Consider the following 17,439-nt stretch of genomic DNA (forward strand, 5'->3'; position numbering starts at 1 on the left):
CTTACTGATTTCGGATTACCGTCGCGGCGTTGTAAAGAGCCCCGACGAGCGCGACGGTGCTGCCGGAAGCTTTGGCGGTGTGAATTTGCGCCCCAGGGTGAGCCGGGACCGGCGTCACGCTGATTTCGTGAAGGTCCAGGCGCTGAATCGTGCGGCCGGCCCGAACGCTCTTCGTCGCGGCGCGGTGCATCCCCTTGGCGCCAGAGAACCCGATTGATAGGCCGGTAATGGCGCCAGCTTGGATAAGCGCGCGCATCTCGCGAGCGTCTGCGACATCATCAACGAGAAGCCGGCCCTTCACGACGAGCCCGGCGTTGGACTCTTCGATTGATGTCCAAACGCCGATTGGGCGCTTTGGGTCATGGTAGGCTAGCATCGGGATTGGGACGGAAGCGCCAGCGAAGGCGCCCTTCTCGATCATGTCACCGACGCGATCAGGCGTCCCGAACGGCCACGCAATGCCGGTGATCTCGCCGGCATCATCAACCGAAAGGGCGGCTTTGGTTTCGAGACGGTTCATCATGCGACGATGGTCTCGATTGCGGCGAGCGCGGTGCCGAACTCGTCAAAGGTCGCAAGCGTGAACGAGTAAGCGGCGTTGCGGCGCGCGATCTCAGCGCGAACGCTATTCATGAACTCCACCCGTTCGACCTGCATGGGGTGAGTGACGCCGGAGTCTTGCCGTCCCCAATGGAGCCAATCGTTGCTAGTGCCGCTGGTGAAGTGCTTCCGCATCATGACGGGCTTTCCATCCGCGCTGGTGAACGTCGCGACCATAGAAGGCGCGATGACGCGCTCGTTCTCGCCTGTCAGGACGACCCGGAGATTAGCGTTAAGCGCCCTTCCCCCGTTCAACACGCCATAGACGCGCCACCAGCCGAGACCGGGTTCATGAAATCCGTCGAAATAGCCGGTCGAAGCGTCAGCTTCCTTGAATCCACCGAACTGGTGCTGGTGCCAATTCGGGGTGCCGGTCGCCGGATCGATTGTCGAGCGCTCGACAAGAAAGCCGATGGCGCCAACAGTGCCAGTGATTGCGAGCTTCACTTTGCCCGCGAAGGGCTTCGCAACGGTCTGAAAGCCGACTCCCGAACCCTTGTAGGGAAGCGCGTCTTCGCTCAGCGAGACGAGTTCGGTCTCGCCATGGTCGGGCCTGTTGGTTGGAAGGCAGACGAAACGAGCATCAATCGCAGACGCGAACCGCTCAACGTCCAGGCTATTATCTGCCAAGATTCTCATGCCGACTTTCTCAACAAGCAGCGCTACACGGCCGCCGGTCTTCTCGATTGCGTAGGGAAGCGACTCGATGAGCAAAGCTCCATCGCGGCCGGTCAGAAGCGCGCCGTCTCTGCCGGTGAGGAAGCGAACGTCCTGCCGGGTGAGGGTTACGCGCCACCAGCCGGCGGGGCGCCGGTCAAACTGGTAAACCGCACTTTCGCCGCTGATCGTGCGCCCTTTCGGTTCGATTTCCGTCCACGGGAAGCCGTCCTCGTCAGAGCCGAAAGGCGCATATTCGAAGAGCAAGCCCATCGTGCCAGAAGACAAAAGTGTCATGTCGTCAGGGGCCGAAATGCGGATCGAAACCAAGCCAGAAAGGAAGGTTGGTTCGCTCGGCTCAAGAGGGCTGATAAGGTCGAACTCAGCGAAGGACGCGAGGTAATCGCTCATTGCGCTTCCTTCTCGCCTTCTGCGTCGGTCCCGAAATAGGCCGCGCCGACGATCGACAGCGTGAGAAGGCGAGCCTCGTTAACCGGGCGCGGATAGACGTATGCCGACAGGAGCGCAGCGGCTTCCTGCGGATCGGTGCCACCGCCGATCAAGGCTAGGCGAATGGTCTGGTGAAGATCGGCTAGGCTGTAGTCATCGGAAAGGATGCGCCGCGCCAGGGCGCCGAAGCCGGAGCCGGTCACGCGCTCAAGCTCGAATGCTTGCGCGTTCGGGAGCGCGAAATCCCGCTCTTCGTCACCGAAGAACTGACGATGCGTTGTGCCGGTCATTCGGCTTCCTTCGCCGGTGCCGTTCCGGTCGTCGTGTTGGGATTGAGAAAGGCTTGGCCGCCTTCGTATGGGGCGCGGTTCTCCATCGCCCGAACCTCGTTGGGGTTCAGGATGCGCGAGGCGATGGCCTTGCTGTAGGCTTCGAAGCGAGCGGTGGTGTCAGCCCGGAGAAGGTCGTCGGTGATGAACTCGACGGAGAGGTCTTCGTCGGTGCCAGGGTCGAGAAGGACACGCTCGTAAGCGTCCTGCCATGCTTCGATCCAAGGTAGGAGCGTCAGTTCGCGGAACTGGCGAGCCATTTCTTCCGAGTTGCCCCAGGTCGCCCGGCCGAGTTCGAAAAGAAGATGCGGCGGGATGCCGAAGGCGCGGGCGATCTCGTCAACGGCGAAGCGGCGAAGCTCAAGGAACTGCGCATCGACAGACGAGAAAGAGAAAGGCGTGACGGTCGCGCCATCGAAAAAGATCGCGGCCTTGCCGGAGTTGTCGACGCCTTCCAGGCCAGCGCGGGTGCGGGCGACGACATTCTTGCGGGTAGTCGAGCCGTCCCGGTCAGGGCCAGACGGCGCAGTCGCTTCGGGAGGATATACGATGCCGAATGACGGACGAGCGCCGTTCTGGAAGAGCTTGGCGCCATGCTTCTCCATCGCGAGGGCGAGCGCGATTGCTTCCCGCGCCAGCTTGATCGGAGCGAGACCCTTGAGCCCATCGTGATCGAATAGCAGGGCCGGAAGGTGAAGAACGTCCCGCGCCTCATAGGTGCGGACGCCATTGTTCGTCATCAGCCGATAGACAGGCTCGCCGAAGTCGTTTGCCTCGACGGTCATTGCGGCCGGATCAACGCGAAGGAACTCCACGACGGAGCCTTTCACGCGGTTCGCAATGGCGAAGCCGTTGCCATGCAAGAGCGCGTCCTGCGTCAACTGACGGCGAAGAGCGCCAGCCTGAACGAGCGGCGAGGCGCGACGATGAATAAGACGATAGGCCGGGTGATCGTCTGCGACTTCCTTGCCGCCATCGGTTCGCCGATAGAGCTTCGCCGGCATCGTGCCGAGCGCAGAAGAAATTCGCGTTACAGCGAGGTTCACTGCTGGAACCGTCAAAGAACTCTTAGCGGTTACGAACACGCCGCCATGAGTTCCAGGCGCAGAGATTAGAGCTTCCCAGCCATCATCTTGCGATACAGGCGCGCTCTTCTCTTCGATCCCGAAGAGCTTTCCGAACGACGCTAGGAAGGACAACTTTGACAACGAGAGACAACCGTGTTCATTACTTAACACTATTGTCTCATAGGCTGATTCGCGGCGGCAAGAAAAAAGCGACATAGGAAGTGAATCCCACGTCGCTTTTTATTGTGATCGAATGTGAGCCGCTACGGCATTAGGTGCGAGAGGTCGAGGCCGGGATAAGCGATCTTCTCGATAAGCTCGACACGCTGGGTAAGAGTACCCTGAGACAGCACCCCATAGATGTTGGTTGTAGAAGCTTTGGTATGGCCGAGGATATAACCGAAATCCTCGTTCATGTGACCCACCATGCGGAAGGCGTCAGCTACACCATGTCGAAATGAATAGAGCGAAAGGCCCCTACCCTTCTTCAAACCAATCCGTTCGAGGTAGCGTCCAAACTCGCGCGAGAAGTCGGCTATCATCTGGCCGCGAGCGTTGCGCTTCGCTTCGGGGAAGAGCTTGGCCTCGCCAGCTTCCTTCATGCGAACGTGATGGTCGAGGAAGCCCAGGCGCACAAGTTCCGAGTGGATCGGGACAACGCGCATGGATCCGCGCGTTTTCACGCTCTTCTCGTCGTCGCCTAAGATGGTGATGTGCATGAAGGGAATGCCGTCCTGCGTTCTGACGTCGGCAACGGATAGTTGGGCGATCTCACCGGGTCGTGCGCCGCTGTAGAGCATGATAATCGGCACCCAAAACCGATGGTCGCGGATTGCGACGTTCCCCGGCTTCGCGACGTTGCGCCATTCGTCAGAGCTTAGGCATCCGGTGAAGAGGGGTGACGAGAAGAGCGTCACAAGCTGGTCAGGCTTGAAGGGCGTCGTGGTGATTTTCTTCTCTTTCGCAAGGCTCATGCCTTGCGTCGGATTGATTTGCAGAACGCCGCGCTTCGTCAGCCAGTCGCAGAATGCTCCCAGGCTCGACAGATAGCGATTGATCGTCCGGGGCGTAAGCGTCGGCTTTCCGATGCGCTCGTTTTCCTTCACGATCTCCGGGAGCTTCATCCCAGCGAATGCCTTGGTTTCGGTCGCCTTCACAGGATAGAGTTCCAGAAGGTCCATCCACGCGGCGACGGCCGGCTTGTCGATCCGATGCGCAGGAAAGCCCGTGCCGTGAACCTCAATAAAGCTTCGAATGTCGCGCCGGGCCTGATTCAGAGTGTCGGGAGCCACGCCGTTGGGATTCTGACGCGCGTACTTCTCGAAAAGCTCCATGATCGTTTCGCCCGGCTTTGCGGTCTCGTGAGCCGTGCCGGTCGGCGGGGTGACAACGGGGTCTTTTGACGTGCCGGAATAGTCGCCCGCGTCCCGTTCTAACGAACGCTCAAGATATTGAATTTCAGCCCGCATGAAACGGCGAGCGAGGTCCGTATAGTCAGACGAACCGGGCTTAGTTAGAAGACGGTTTTTCCGAATGAACTCGTCTACCTCGTCGGCGATCAAGGCGAACTCGCCTTCTGTCAGGTGTCGCCGGAGAGTGTCCAGTTTCACGCGGCGAGCATGTGCGTCCCATTCGCGTCCGCCCTTCGTGACAAGGAAGTCAGTGCTTGCACTCAGAACGGCGAGACCATCGCCAAGGTCAAATCCCTCGCGTTGGATCGTCGCGATGGTATCTTCCCTCGCCTTCTCGATCTCGTCGGGCGTCGGCATATGCTGCCGTGCGATCTCGTCGCGTTCCAGCGCGCCGGAATAGTGATCCCAGCCGGCGCGCTCGCGATCTTCTGCCGAGACGTTTTGCCGGGACCGGAGGTCGTCAAACTCCCGGTTCCACTCTTCGATAACGGGCCACATGCGTCGCTTCGCTTCGTCCCGATCCTTCGTTCGGAGCGACTTCTTGCGGAACTCAGCCCCGACGATCTCGCGAAGGTCGAGCGGAACCCGAAGGCGAGCGTAGTAGCTCGCGCCGATCCGAATGAGGTAGGAAACTTGCGACATGTAAGCCCTATGGCTGGGTCGTGTGTACCAGCCGTGTGTACCAGTCGCTTGCGAAAAAGGTCAACGTCTGCAATAGTTTGAAGCGAAACAGGCGCTTAGAAAAAGTTGGATTATGTTCCAGGCGCCCCAGCCATATCTCCTTCAAACCGACCTGGGTTCCACGGAGCATGCGATCCGCAGAACCCTATCAAGCCCGCTAGATCTCATTGCCCGATAAGGTAGCGGCCGTCTGGATCAACGCGAGATGCGTCAGGCCTTGCGGCATGTTGCCGAGGAAGGTGCGCTTCTCGGGATCGATCATCTCGCTGTATATGCCGGAGCCGAGGTCCAGGCCATCCAGCAATGCTCGGAAGCGCGATTCGGCTTCTTCGCGGTGGCCGAGAAGCGCCAGCGCCTCGCAGATCCAGAAGGAACAGGCCAGGAAACAGCCTTCATCCTCTTCGACGCCATTGTAGCGGTAGTGGAACGGACCGGCGGCCAAGTTGCGGTCTATAGCGCGAATCGTCTTCTCCAGCCGATCCTGCCCGTCGAAGCCGAAGCGCACCGCCAATGCCAGGGAGGCGTCATAGGCGTCGCTGCCGGGGAAGAAGAGATAGGACTGCTTCTCCTCGCTCCAGCAATTCTGATCGATCCATTCGGCGATGCGATCGCGCGTGCGCTCCCAGCGGGGCTTGCAGGTGGAGGGAAGATGGCCGCCCCCGGCCAGCTCGGCGGCGCGCGCCATGCCCTGCCAGGCGCTGATCTTCGACATTGTGTAGTGTTCGGTCTCTTCCAACTCCCAGATGCCGGCGTCCTTCTTGCGCCAGCTGTCGGCGCAGATATCGGCCATGCGCGCCAAGACCTCGGCGCTGTGGGGGTCGATGATATGCCCGTCCGCGACGAAGCGGGCCGCCGTTTCGAAAATGTCGCCGAAGACGCCGAGCTGGAGCTGGCCGGCCGCCTGATTGCCACGCACGACGGGGCGGCTGTCGCGATAGCCCGGGAGGTCGATCTCGGTGACGTCCTCGACCAGCTTGCCGTTCAGTTCGTAGCAGACCTGCGGCCCATGCTCCTCCAGGCGGTGGATGAGCCAAGTGAAGGCCGCCTTGGCCTCGGACTTGGCGCCAATCCGCAGGAAGGCCTTGATCGTGTAGGAGGCGTCGCGCACCCAGGCGTAGCGGTAGTCGTAGTTCTTGTGATTGCCGATTCCCTCGGGCAGCGAGGTCGTGGCGGCGGCGGCGATCGCGCCGGTCGGAGAATAGAGCAGGAATTTCAGCGCCAGCGCGCTGCGCATGACCTCTGGCGCGAACTTGCCGTCGTAACCGATCTCCTCCGACCACTCGCGCCACTCCTTATCGGAGACATCGATGCGCCGATCGATCTCCTCCATGGTCGCGACGACCAACGGTTCGTTCTGGCCGGCCAGGATGGCAACGATCTCTCGCCTGCCCGCCTCCACGCGGAACCGCGCCTCGATCCCGTCGTCGCCCTCCTCGACCATTTCCACGCCATCGGAATGACGGAAGAGGCCGAGAACGTCTCCGGCATGAAAAGTCGTCGCGTTGTCGTTGCGGGAGAAGTAGGGGCAGATTGAATTGGCCCGCGTGCTGAACCGCAGGCGGACGCGGAACTCCACGGAGCCATCCAGCCCTTCGACCCGCCGAGCCAATTCGCACCAAGGCAGGCGACCGCCGGGGCCCGTGTTGACGGACTCGGTCAGGACGGCCCGTCCGCTGGCGGTGGTGAAGATCGTCTCGTGGACATTGCTGCCTTCGCGATAGCCGCGTTCGACGGAGAAGGGCTCCGTCGGCGTGACAGAGAAGGACCCGCCCTCACCTTCCGCCAGAAGTCGATCGAACATCGGAGGCGAGTCGAGATTGGGGACACACCACCAGTCGATGGAGCCGTCGGCGCCGGAAAGCGCGACGGACCTTCCGTCGCCCAGGGCGGCATAGGCGCAAAGCGGGAGATATCCGAGATCGGCACGATTCGGAAAAGGCCCCTTGCGGGGATAGGGCTTGAGCATGAAACGCCACTCGGCTCGACCGGACACGACTGAAAGAAGCCGACGCCGACTGTTGATCACGCAAGCCGAATGCCTGGAGGGCCGACCGGGTTTCACGAGCGCGCATCGGTCGCAGGGTTTGCGACGGGAACGCTTCAAACCGTCATTACATTCGAAAGCACGGCTCCGAAAATGCCTGCGAACATTCGATACAACAAGCAAGGAATTTTCGGAGAAGTGGTCGGAGCGAGAGGATTCGAACCTCCGACCCCCTGAACCCCATTCAGGTGCGCTACCAGGCTGCGCTACGCTCCGACTGATGAACTCCGTAGAAGATGGGGCTCTCGAAAGCAAGCGATTTCGGCGCGTTGTTCGAACCAACGGTGAGAAACCGGGGAAAGGTCGAATTGCTCTTGGCTGCGCTGTCCGGCTGCAGTGAGGCGGTGCATCGGCGGCCCACAAAACCGGGTCTGCAGACAACGGACATCTGGCGCAGGCGCACGCGCATGCGCAAAAGCTATGTCAGGGATGGGAAACGCGCAAAGCGCCATGGCGGGTCTCGACTCGAGACCCGCAGCCGTCAGCGAACCTGATCGAGCAGCCGCTTGAGTTCCAGCAGCTCGAGAATCACGCCGTTGAGGCGTGTCGCGGCGTCGCCGGACAGAGCGGGCGAACCGACGAGGATGTCGCCTTCGCGTTCACGCCGCAGAAGGTTGGACAGGCCGCCGCGCGGCTTTTCCGGCACGTAGACTGGCATGGATTCGTCTGCGGTCTCGTCGATTTCGTCCGGCTCGGAATTCGCCCCGCCACCCGCGCGGCCGGACTGAAGACGCTCCAGGCCGCTGAGATCGCCGCCACCGATCGCCATGACGGCGCGCGGCCCGCTTTCTCTCAAGATGCGCTGAACGCCGCGGATCGTGAATCCACGGACATAGAGGAGATATCGGATGCCCTTGAGCAGCTCGACATCGTCCGGGCGATAATAGCGGCGGCCCCCGCCGCGCTTCATCGGCCGGATCTGAGGGAAACGCGTTTCCCAGAAGCGCAGCACATGCTGCGGCAGGTCGAGATCTTCCGCGACTTCGCTGATGGTTCGAAACGCGTCGGCGCTCTTGTCGGTCATCCCGCGCGCGCCATCACTCGGCCGCCTTCAGAACCGGCTGGGCGGTGCCACTGCGCCGGTCATGCGCCGCGAGGATGCGGTCCTTCATGACGTTGGACGGCTTGAACACCGCGACGCGGCGCGGCGAGATCGGCACTTCCTCGCCGGTCTTGGGGTTGCGGCCCACGCGCTCGTTCTTGCTGCGCACGAGGAAGGAGCCGAAGGACGAGATCTTCACGGCCTCGCCCTTGGCGATCGTCGTGCAGATTTCTTCCAGAACCGATTCCACGAGATAGGCCGACTCGGTTCGCGAGAGGCCAATCTTCCGGAACACCGCCTCGGCGAGATCGGCCCGCGTCAACGTCCTGTCTCCCATGCGCTTCCCCTGCTCAACTGCCAAGCGCGCCACCGTCCCATGCCCCCAAAGCCAATCGGGAACGGTTCGCCCTGCTGATCGAAAATACCGAAAACCGTAGCGCAATCAAGCCTTCAGCTTACCAGCGGACGACCACCGCGCCCCAGGTGAAGCCGCCGCCCATCGCTTCGAGCAGCACGAGATCGCCCTGTTTGATGCGGCCGTCGCGGCAGGCGACGTCCAGCGCCAGAGGAATAGAGGCAGCGGAGGTGTTGCCGTGCCGGTCCACCGTCACCACCACCTTCTCCGGCGCGATGCCGAGCTTCTTGGCCGAAGCGTCGATGATCCGCCGGTTCGCCTGATGCGGCACGAACCAGTCGATGTCCTCGGCCGAGATGCCGAGCGTGGAGAAGGAATCCTCCACCACGTCGGTGATCATGCCGACCGCATGCTTGAAGACCTCGCGCCCTTCCATCCGAAGATGGCCGATCGTCCCGGTGGAGGAGGGGCCGCCATCGACATAGAGCTTTTCGAAATGGTTGCCGTCCGAGCGCAGCTTGGCGGTGAGCACCCCTCGCCCCGCCTCCTCGGCTTCCTCGCGCCGCTCCAGAACCACCGCCGCCGCACCGTCGCCAAACAGAACGCAGGTCGTGCGGTCGGTCCAGTCGAGGATGCGGCTGAAGGTTTCGGCGCCGATCACAAGCGCGCGGCGCGCCAGCCCCGAGCGCAGATGCAGGTCGGCTGTGGTCAGCGCGTAGACGAAGCCGCTGCACACGGCCTGCATATCGAAGGCATAGCCGGCCGTGATGCCGAGCCGGCGCTGGATCTGCACGGCCGAGGCGGGGAAGGTGTTGTCGGGCGTGGCGGTCGCCACGATGATCAAATCGATGTCGGTGGGCTGGAGGCCGGCGGCCTCCAGGGCTTGGCGCGCCGCCTCCTCGCCAAGCGAGACCGTGGTCTCGCCTTCACCCGCGATATAGCGCTGGCGGATGCCGGTGCGCTGCTGGATCCATTCGTCGCTCGTGTCGACCAGCGCTTCCATCTCGGCATTGGGCATCAGGCGGCGCGGCAGCGAGGAGCCGGTGCCCAGGATCACGGAACGGGTGACGGTCATTGAAGCGCTTCTTTCGATTCGGAGGCGGCGAGCGCTCCCAACTCGGCCGCCGCGGCGACCTGCGTGTAGACGTCGCTGATGTCGGCCTCGATCTTGGCCAGCAATCCGTTGGCCGCCATGGCATAGGCCACGTCGATCGCAGCCGCCGTGCCTTCCGCATCGGAGCTGCCGTGGCTCTTGATGACGACGCCGTTCAGGCCGAGAAACACGCCGCCGTTGACCTTGTTGGGGTCCATCTTGTCGCGAAGCCGGTCGAACGCGCTCTTGGCGAAGAGATAGCCGATCTTGGCCATCCAGGTCCGCGTCATCGCCGCGCGAAGATAGGATGCGATCTGCTTGGCCGTCCCTTCCGCCGTCTTCAGCGCGATATTGCCTGTGAAGCCCTCGGTGACGACGACGTCCACCGTGCCCTTGCCGAGATCGGTGCCTTCCACGAAGCCGCGATATTCGAGGCCCGCGATCGGCGTTTCCTTCAGGAGACGGCCGGCTTCCTTGACGTCGTCCTGGCCCTTCACCTCTTCCACGCCGATATTGAGGAGGCCGACGGTCGGCCGCTCGATATGGAAGAGCGCGCGGGCCATGGCCGCGCCCATCACCGAGAAGTCGATGAGTTGCTGGGAGTCGGCGCCGATCGTGGCGCCGACATCGAGCACGATGCTCTCGCCCCGGATGGTCGGCCAGATGGCGGCGATGGCCGGCCGCTCGATATTGGCCATGGTGCGCAGGCAGAACTTGGCCATGGCCATGAGCGCGCCGGTGTTGCCGGCCGAAACGGCGACATCCGCATCGCCCGTCTTCACGGCCTCGATGGTCTTCCACATGGAGGACTTGTTACGCCCCTGGCGCAGCGCCTGGGACGGCTTGTCATCCATGCGAATGGAAACGTCGCAGTGATGGAAGACCGAACGTTCGCTGAGCTTGGGCAGGCGCGCGAGAACCGGGCGCACCGCCTCTTCCTGTCCGAACAGAATGAAGCGGACATCGGGGTGGCGCTCCAGGGCGATCTGCGCTCCTGCCAGGACCACTTCGGGCCCGTGGTCGCCGCCCATGGCATCCAGGGCGAGAGTGATGGAGGCTTTCGAATCCAAGATTGGCTCGCTTTCAACAATCCGGCATCCGGCCGGCCTTAGAAACAGGCGCGATCGCGCGCCCTCGCAGCTGGCGGCGCTCGCGGGCGCCGCCCGAATTCACTTGGGCGTCTTGAACTGGCTGAGCGCGGCGAAGGGGGAAACCCGCCCTCCATCCGGCTCGGGGTCCGTGTCGATCTCCTCAAACTCGACGCCCTCGGAGCGAGGATAGGGATCGAGCGCCAGACCCACGATCTCCGTGAGATAGGCCCCGAGATCGATCCGGTCGCCGGTGAAGGTCTCGGGGATATCGGCGCCTTCCGGGTCGAGATGCAGCTCGCCATCGTCCTGCGGCGCGATGCGCGACAGCCGCGAGCCTTCAGGCACGAAGATCACTTCGACGCGCTCGTCCATCTTTTCCCGGACGGGGTCGGTGGTGACGACGCAGGCCTGCGTCACCTCGGCCTTGAACCGGCCATCGACTTCGACGCCGTCGCGCTTCCAGCGGCGAACCGTGAGATCGGCCTCCAGCTTCTCGACGGACAGGATGCCGAGCAGATCCGCCAAAGCCGCGCGCTCGTCCGCGCTTGCCTCGAATCGAACCGGCATCCCGTTCTGCGGCAGCTTGGTGACGGCGACCTCCAGCTTGAGAGGGGCCGGCTCAATGGTCGGGTCGGGGCGGTTCATGGAGCGTTCGTTCCGTTCTGAGACTCAAGTCGTCCGGCCAGAAGCCGGTCGGTGGGGATGGCGGCGTACCACGTCGCCTCTTCCATCATATGGTGAGCGAGGTCGGGTGCCGCATCCGGGTGCCCGCCCGGGGCGTCGACGAAGGCTCCAGCCCGCAGGACCTCTGCAAGAGCCGACCTATCACCTGCCGAAAGCGGCCCTTCCATGGCGCCGACGCGGGAATAGAATCGCGCCGCCAGCGCCCGCATCCGCTTGGGCACGGCGAGATAGCCGATGCCGATCTCGCGCAGCGAATGGTCGAGATCGGTCATGAACCGGTCTACCAGGTCTTGCGACAGCGCCGAGAGCGCGGGCTCTTCGCCGCATCGACGCAGGAGAAGAAACACCTCAATGCATAGGGATTCGAAGCGGCCCATCACCGTGTCGGGAAGGCCGCCCGCCTCGAAACGATAGGCACGACGCGCCCGGGCGACGACCTGTTCCCAGATCGCCTCGACGACCACGCGGTTCCGACGCCTGCGACGGAAGGCTTCGAGCATTCCGCCCCCTTTTTCCTGATCCTCAATCCGGTTCGCACGGGCGCGGCGCGATTGCAACGTTTCCCAAGGTGCTTTACCAAGACGCCATGTTTTTCAGGGGCAATTGCCTCAATTTCCGACCAAGTCGGGCCTATGCGGCGAAGAGTGCCTTATGCGTCCGGGGGAGTAGCGCCAGCGTGAGCGAACAGAAAAGACCTTTGCGTTGCGTGGCTCTGGTGGCCGGACTTGGAGCCAGCCTGGCGCTCGGCGCCTGCCAGACCTCGCAGGTCTACAATCAGGGCTACATTGTCGACGAGCAGACGCTCGCGCAGGTCCCCGTCGGATCGAGCCGTGAGCAGGTGCTGCTGGCGCTCGGCACGCCCTCCACCACGGCGACGTTCGACAACGAAGTGTTCTACTACATCTCACAGAAGCGCGTCCGCCCGGTCGCCTTCATGAACCCGCGCCTCGTCGAGCAGCGGGTGCTGGCGATCTACTTCAGCAAGAACAACACGGTCGATCGCATCGCCAATTATGGGCTCGAGAACGGTCGCCTGTTCGACTTCATCTCGCGCACCACGCCGACCGGCGGTCGCGACACCAGCTTCCTCGGCTCGATCCTGTCCGACAGCGGCCCGAGCGGCGGCGACATTCTGGACAAGCTCGGCAAGTCGAGCGTTTCGCCGGGACGCTGAACGACTGTTGGGCGGCGTGAAGCCGCCCTCTTCATACGAAAAAGGCCGCCGGCTTCGTGCCGCGCGGCCTTTTTTGCGATTCGATGAGAAAACGGTTTGAGGGAGGCTCGGCCTCCCCGCCCGATCAGTCCACCGAGCGAGCTTCCTGCCCCCGGCCTTCGCCACGCGAACGGCGCGCCACGCGGTCGAGCACCGCGTTCACGAGGCGCGGCTCGTCTTCGCTGTAGAAGGCCTTGGCGATGTCGACATATTCGCTGACGATCACGGCGGTCGGCACGTCCTTGCGGCTCGTCACCTCGTAGGTGCCGGCGCGCAGGATGGCGCGCAGCGTCGTGTCGAGGCGCGACAGCGGCCAGTCGGAGGTCAGCGAGGAATGAATCAGCGGGTCGATCGTGGTCTGCGCGCGCACGACACCCGATACGATGTCGCGAAACCAGGCGGCATCCGCCTCGCGATAGGTGTCGCCGTCGAGCTCCTGGCCAAGACGGAAGGACTCGTATTCCGCCACGGTTTCCAGGAGGCTCGTTCCGCCAACATCCATCTGGTAGAGCGCTTGAACGGCGGCGAGGCGGGCGGCGCCGCGCTTGTTGGCGGGGCGGACGTTCTGGGGGTCGGACATCGATCAGGCCCCGAATCGCTGGCGAAGGGCGATCATGGTCAGAGCCGCTTCGGCCGCTGCCGCGCCTTTGTTCTTGCGATCGGGCCGGGCGCGCTCAAGGGCCTGCTCCTCGTTCTCGACCGTCAGGATGCCGTTGCCGATGGCGACGCCGTCCTGCACCGTCAGATCCATGATGGCGCGGCTGGATTCGTTGGAAACGACCTCGAAGTGATAGGTCTCGCCGCGCAGCACGGAGCCGAGCGCGACGAACCCGTCGAAATCGCGCCCACCCTCTTCCGCGCCGGCCAGGGCGAAGGCGATGGCGGCCGGGATCTCCAGCGCGCCGGGAACGGTCACGACGTCATAGGTCGCGCCGGCGGCGTCGAGATGCGCCTTGGCGCCTTCCAGCAGGAAGTCTGCGAGGTGGTCGTAGAACCGGGCTTCGACGATCAGGATATGCGGCGCGGACATGGGCGAGGACCTTCCAATGAGCAAAGCGGCGACGCTCGGCTACGGGAGGGACCGGGTCGGCACGCGAATTTCCAACAAACGCAAGGGCCGGCCGGCATAGCCGATCGGCCCTGAACTCATGGGGCGCCAGGGCGACCCGCGATCAGGCGGGCCGGCCGGCGCCGAACAGACGCTCGGCATAGCGTGCAATCTGGTCCACCTCAAGGTTCACCGAATCGCCAACCTGCTTTTCACCCCAAGTGGTTACTTCGAGCGAGTGGCGAATGAGGAGCACGTCGAAGCGGTCACCTTCCACGCCATTCACCGTCAGCGAGGTGCCGTCGAGGCAGACCGAGCCCTTGGGGGCGACGTAGCGCGACAGGTGCGGTGGCGCCTCCAGCGTGAAACGAACGGCCTCACCTTCGTCTTGGCGCGCGACGATGCTGGCCTGCCCGTCGACATGGCCGGACACGAGATGGCCGCCGAGTTCGTCGCCGACTTTCAGCGCGCGCTCCAGATTGAGCCGCGTGCCTTCCGCCCAGCTGCCGGCGGTGGTGAGGCGCAGCGCCTCTTCCCAGGCTTCCATCTCGAACCAACGGCTGTTGGTGCCGGTTTCCGGCAGCTTGGTCACGGTGAGGCAGACGCCGGAACAGCTGATCGAGGCGCCGATCAGGATGGTTTCGGGATCGTAGACGGTCTCGACCCGGAAGCGCCGTCCCTCGTCCAGCGCCTCCGTGGAAACGACGCGCCCCACATCGGATACGATTCCGGTAAACATCAGACTCTCGTCCTTTTCCATTCGACCCAGCGATCGGGTCCAAACTCTTCGCTTCGCTCGGGCGTGAAGCCGCCAAGCGAGGCAAGTTGCGCCGGCACGGGAATGCCTGGCCCGCCGATCGCGCGCTCGGAACGAACCGAAACCACCCGGTCCACGAGATCGGCTCGAAGGAAAGCCTCCGCCAGGAGCGGCCCGCCCTCCAACAGCAGGGAGGAGATCCCGAGCGGAACGAGGCTTGCCAGGAAGTCCCCCAACCCGCTCTCAGTCAGGGGCAAGATGGTGCAGCCCTTCGCCTTGAACGGAGCGAGGCGCGCCGCCCCGGTTTCGCCCGTCGCGATCAGCGTCGGCACGAGGCCCGCCGTTTCCACAAGTGGGTGATCGAGAGGCAGCCGCAAGCGGCGATCGAGCACGATGCGGCGCGGCGAGCGCGACTCAAGCCCTGGCAGGCGGCAGGTCAGAAGCGGGCGATCAGCAAGGGCCGTGCCGGCGCCGATCAAAATCGCGTCGTTTTCCGCCCGGAGGAGATGCGTCTGCCGGCGGGCGACCGGCCCGGAAATCGCGACCTGCCCTTGGCCAACACGGCCGACGAACCCGTCCGCCGACACGGCCATCTTGAGGGTCACGAAGGGTCGAGCGAGGCGCAGGCGCGACAGGAAGCCCTCGAAGGGTCGTTCGCCCTCAGTGCCGGACGGGCACTGCTCGACCTCCACGCCGGCGGCGCGGAGCATGGCGGCACCGCGTCCGTCGACGCGCGGATCGGGATCGGACGCGGCAAAGACGACCCGGGCGATCCCGGCTTCGATCAACGCCTCGGCGCAAGGAGGGCTGCGGCCGTGATGGGCGCAGGGCTCCAGCGTGACATAGGCGGTCGCGCCGCGCGCGGCCGATCCAGCCTGCGCCAGCGCCACGCGCTCCGCATGAGGCCGACCGCCCGGCGCCGTTACTCCGCGCCCGACGATGTGACCGTCCGGCGCCACGATGATGGCGCCAACGGACGGGTTGTCGGCGGTCAGTCCGACATGGCGCCGCGAGAGCCGGATGGCGGCTGCCATCCATCGCTCGTCAACCGCCCTCACCTCAAGCCCGTTCATCTTCGGCAGAGACGATCGGGTCGCTCTTCAATTCCTCGATCACCGATTCGAAATCGCGCGCCTCGCGGAAGTCGCGATAGACCGAGGCGAAGCGAACATAGGCCACGTCATCGAAATGACGCAGGGCATCCATCACGAGGCGGCCGATCAGCTCGGAGGGAATGTCGGTCTCGCCGCTCGATTCGAGCTGGCGCACGATGCCGGAGATCAGACGCTCGACGCGCTCGGTGTCCACCGGGCGCTTGCGCATCGCGGTGTGGACGGAACGCGCCAGCTTGTCGCGCTCGAAAGGCACGCGCCGGCCGGACTTCTTCACCACCATGAGCTCGCGCAGCTGCACGCGCTCGAACGTGGTGAAGCGCCCGTTGCAATCAGGGCAGACCCGCCGGCGACGGATCGCCCCGCCATCCTCGGCGGGGCGCGAGTCCTTCACCTGGCTGTCCTGCGATCCGCAGAAGGGACAGCGCATGAAGCGCCGTCAGCCGAGGCTGGAATAGATGGGGAAGCGCGCGGTCAAAGCCTCGACCTTCGCCTTCACCCCGGCCTCGATCGTGGCATTGCCCTCTTCCGAGTTCGCCGCCTTCAGGCCGTCCAGCACTTCGACGATCAGGCGCCCGACCTCCTCGAACTCCGCGACGCCGAAGCCGCGCGTCGTCGCCGCCGGGGTGCCGACGCGGATGCCGGACGTGATGGTCGGCTTTTCCGGATCGTTGGGAACGCCGTTCTTGTTGCAGGTGATCGCGGCCCGGCCGAGCGCGGTTTCCGAGACCTTGCCCGTCAGCATCTTCGGGCGCAGGTCCACCAGCATCAGATGCGTGTCCGTGCCGCCCGAGACGATGTCGAGGCCACCCTCGCGCAGCACGCCGGCCAGCGCCCGCGCGTTGTCCACCACGGCCTTGATGTAGGTGCGGTAGCTCGGCTGCAGAGCCTCGCCGAAGGCCACGGCTTTGCCGGCGATCACATGCATGAGCGGGCCGCCCTGCAGACCGGGGAAGATCGCGGAATTGATCTTTTTGGCGATGTCCTCGTCGTTGGTCACCACCAGGCCGCCGCGCGGGCCGCGCAGGGTCTTGTGCGTCGTGGACGTCGCGACATGGGCGTGCGGGAACGGGCTGGGATGCTGGCCACCGGCCACGAGGCCGGCGAAATGCGCCATGTCCACCCAGAAGAAGGCCCCAACAGCATCCGCGATCTGGCGGAAGCGGGCGAAATCGATCTGGCGCGAATAGGCCGAGCCGCCGGCGATGATGATGTCGGGCTTGTGCTCATGCGCGAGACGCTCGACCTGATCGTAGTCGATCAGCCCGGTTGCGAGATCCAGCCCGTACTGAACGGCGTTGAACCAGCGGCCGGAAAGATTGGGCTTGGCGCCGTGCGTGAGGTGGCCGCCCGCGTCGAGGCTCATGCCGAGGATCGTCGCGCCGGGCTTGGACAGCGCCATGAGCACGGCTTGGTTGGCTTGGCTGCCGCTGTTGGGCTGCACGTTGGCGAAGCCGCAGTTGAAGAGCTGCTTGGCGCGGTCGATCGCCAGCTGCTCCACCACGTCGACGAACTCGCAGCCGCCGTAGTAACGGCGCCCGGGATAACCCTCGGCGTATTTGTTGGTGAGAACCGAGCCCTGCGCTTCCAGGACGGCGCGGGAGACGATGTTCTCCGAGGCGATGAGTTCGATCTCGTGCTGCTGGCGATGCAGTTCGTCGCGCATGGCAGCGAAGAGATCGGGGTCCAGCGTCGCGATGCCGTCGCTGAAGAACGGGTCGTGACGGGTCGACGTGTCCAGGGCATGGGCTTGCGACATTGAGACCTCCTGATCGCGGCCGGAAACGATCTTCTCCGGCTGAGT

General features: G+C 64.0%; 19 protein-coding genes and 1 tRNA gene. 1 reads left to right on the forward strand and 19 read right to left on the reverse strand.

What is annotated here, in order from left to right:
* Position 1 precedes the first annotated feature (1 nt).
* From M673_RS12405 to M673_RS12465, 13 genes are all read right to left on the reverse strand, one after another.
* Complete coding sequence (locus M673_RS12405) at positions 2 to 523, reverse strand: HK97 family phage prohead protease (RefSeq protein WP_148640063.1); 522 nt, start codon at positions 521 to 523, stop codon at positions 2 to 4.
* On the reverse strand, positions 520 to 1,668 hold the full coding sequence (locus tag M673_RS12410; RefSeq protein WP_061976348.1) for a hypothetical protein: 1,149 nt from the start codon (positions 1,666 to 1,668) through the stop codon (positions 520 to 522). Before M673_RS12410 ends, M673_RS12405 begins: the two co-directional genes overlap by 4 nt.
* Complete coding sequence (locus M673_RS12415; protein WP_061976349.1) at positions 1,665 to 1,997, reverse strand: gene transfer agent family protein; 333 nt, start codon at positions 1,995 to 1,997, stop codon at positions 1,665 to 1,667. Before M673_RS12415 ends, M673_RS12410 begins: the two co-directional genes overlap by 4 nt.
* A complete protein-coding gene (locus tag M673_RS12420) occupies positions 1,994 to 3,244 on the reverse strand; it encodes a phage portal protein (protein ID WP_187301264.1) in 1,251 nt (416 codons plus the stop codon). The genes M673_RS12415 and M673_RS12420 overlap by 4 nt, the downstream gene beginning before the upstream one ends.
* A 122-nt stretch (positions 3,245 to 3,366) precedes the next feature.
* On the reverse strand, positions 3,367 to 5,157 hold the full coding sequence (locus M673_RS12425; RefSeq protein WP_061976351.1) for a site-specific integrase: 1,791 nt from the start codon (positions 5,155 to 5,157) through the stop codon (positions 3,367 to 3,369).
* A gap of 196 nt (positions 5,158 to 5,353) precedes the next feature.
* Positions 5,354 to 7,363 carry a glycoside hydrolase family 15 protein gene (locus M673_RS12430; RefSeq protein ID WP_148640064.1) on the reverse strand — a complete coding sequence of 670 codons (2,010 nt, stop codon included), beginning with the start codon at positions 7,361 to 7,363 and terminating at the stop codon, positions 5,354 to 5,356.
* 16 nt (positions 7,364 to 7,379) lie between these two features.
* A tRNA-Pro gene (locus M673_RS12435) sits at positions 7,380 to 7,456 on the reverse strand.
* 265 nt (positions 7,457 to 7,721) lie between these two features.
* On the reverse strand, positions 7,722 to 8,264 hold the full coding sequence (locus tag M673_RS12440; protein WP_061976353.1) for a MerR family transcriptional regulator: 543 nt from the start codon (positions 8,262 to 8,264) through the stop codon (positions 7,722 to 7,724).
* Positions 8,265 to 8,277: 13 nt separating this feature from the next.
* Positions 8,278 to 8,619, reverse strand: a complete 342-nt coding sequence (locus tag M673_RS12445; RefSeq protein WP_061976354.1) for an integration host factor subunit alpha — start codon at positions 8,617 to 8,619, stop codon at positions 8,278 to 8,280.
* 118 nt (positions 8,620 to 8,737) lie between these two features.
* Positions 8,738 to 9,712, reverse strand: a complete 975-nt coding sequence (locus M673_RS12450; RefSeq protein ID WP_061976355.1) for a beta-ketoacyl-ACP synthase III — start codon at positions 9,710 to 9,712, stop codon at positions 8,738 to 8,740.
* Entirely contained in the window at positions 9,709 to 10,761 is a 1,053-nt protein-coding gene (gene plsX, locus M673_RS12455; protein WP_061977821.1) for a phosphate acyltransferase PlsX, read from the reverse strand. The genes M673_RS12450 and plsX overlap by 4 nt, the downstream gene beginning before the upstream one ends.
* Positions 10,762 to 10,899: 138 nt before the next feature.
* Positions 10,900 to 11,466, reverse strand: coding sequence for a YceD family protein (locus tag M673_RS12460; RefSeq protein WP_061976356.1), 567 nt, complete (start codon positions 11,464 to 11,466; stop codon positions 10,900 to 10,902).
* The gene (locus tag M673_RS12465; protein WP_061976357.1) at positions 11,463 to 12,005 is read right to left on the reverse strand and encodes a ubiquinol-cytochrome C chaperone family protein; all 543 of its coding nucleotides are present in this window, start codon (positions 12,003 to 12,005) and stop codon (positions 11,463 to 11,465) included. The genes M673_RS12460 and M673_RS12465 overlap by 4 nt, the downstream gene beginning before the upstream one ends.
* 176 nt (positions 12,006 to 12,181) lie before the next feature.
* Here M673_RS12465 and M673_RS12470 point away from each other — a divergent pair, with 176 nt between their 5' ends.
* Positions 12,182 to 12,679, forward strand: a complete 498-nt coding sequence (locus M673_RS12470) for an outer membrane protein assembly factor BamE (RefSeq protein ID WP_061976358.1) — start codon at positions 12,182 to 12,184, stop codon at positions 12,677 to 12,679.
* A gap of 124 nt (positions 12,680 to 12,803) precedes the next feature.
* On the opposite strand, the gene nusB is transcribed toward M673_RS12470, so the two are convergent.
* The 6 genes from nusB to glyA all read right to left on the reverse strand — a co-directional run bounded on the left by nusB (position 12,804) and on the right by glyA (position 17,394).
* Positions 12,804 to 13,298 (reverse strand): transcription antitermination factor NusB, encoded by a 495-nt coding sequence (gene nusB / locus M673_RS12475; protein ID WP_061976359.1) that lies wholly within the window; start codon positions 13,296 to 13,298, stop codon positions 12,804 to 12,806.
* Between the two features lie 3 nt (positions 13,299 to 13,301).
* Positions 13,302 to 13,748: a 6,7-dimethyl-8-ribityllumazine synthase gene (locus tag M673_RS12480; protein WP_061976360.1), complete on the reverse strand. Its 447-nt coding sequence runs from the start codon at positions 13,746 to 13,748 to the stop codon at positions 13,302 to 13,304.
* A 142-nt stretch (positions 13,749 to 13,890) separates the two neighbouring features.
* Complete coding sequence (locus tag M673_RS12485) at positions 13,891 to 14,505, reverse strand: riboflavin synthase (RefSeq protein WP_061977822.1); 615 nt, start codon at positions 14,503 to 14,505, stop codon at positions 13,891 to 13,893.
* Positions 14,505 to 15,596, reverse strand: a complete 1,092-nt coding sequence (gene ribD / locus M673_RS12490; RefSeq protein ID WP_061976361.1) for a bifunctional diaminohydroxyphosphoribosylaminopyrimidine deaminase/5-amino-6-(5-phosphoribosylamino)uracil reductase RibD — start codon at positions 15,594 to 15,596, stop codon at positions 14,505 to 14,507. Before ribD ends, M673_RS12485 begins: the two co-directional genes overlap by 1 nt.
* Positions 15,583 to 16,065: a transcriptional regulator NrdR gene (gene nrdR / locus M673_RS12495; RefSeq protein ID WP_061976362.1), complete on the reverse strand. Its 483-nt coding sequence runs from the start codon at positions 16,063 to 16,065 to the stop codon at positions 15,583 to 15,585. The genes ribD and nrdR overlap by 14 nt, the downstream gene beginning before the upstream one ends.
* Positions 16,066 to 16,074: 9 nt before the next feature.
* On the reverse strand, positions 16,075 to 17,394 hold the full coding sequence (gene glyA, locus M673_RS12500) for a serine hydroxymethyltransferase (RefSeq protein WP_061976363.1): 1,320 nt from the start codon (positions 17,392 to 17,394) through the stop codon (positions 16,075 to 16,077).
* Positions 17,395 to 17,439 lie beyond the last annotated feature (45 nt).

The organism is Aureimonas sp. AU20 (assembly GCF_001442755.1).
In the GTDB taxonomy this organism is placed as follows: Bacteria; Pseudomonadota; Alphaproteobacteria; order Rhizobiales; family Rhizobiaceae; genus Aureimonas.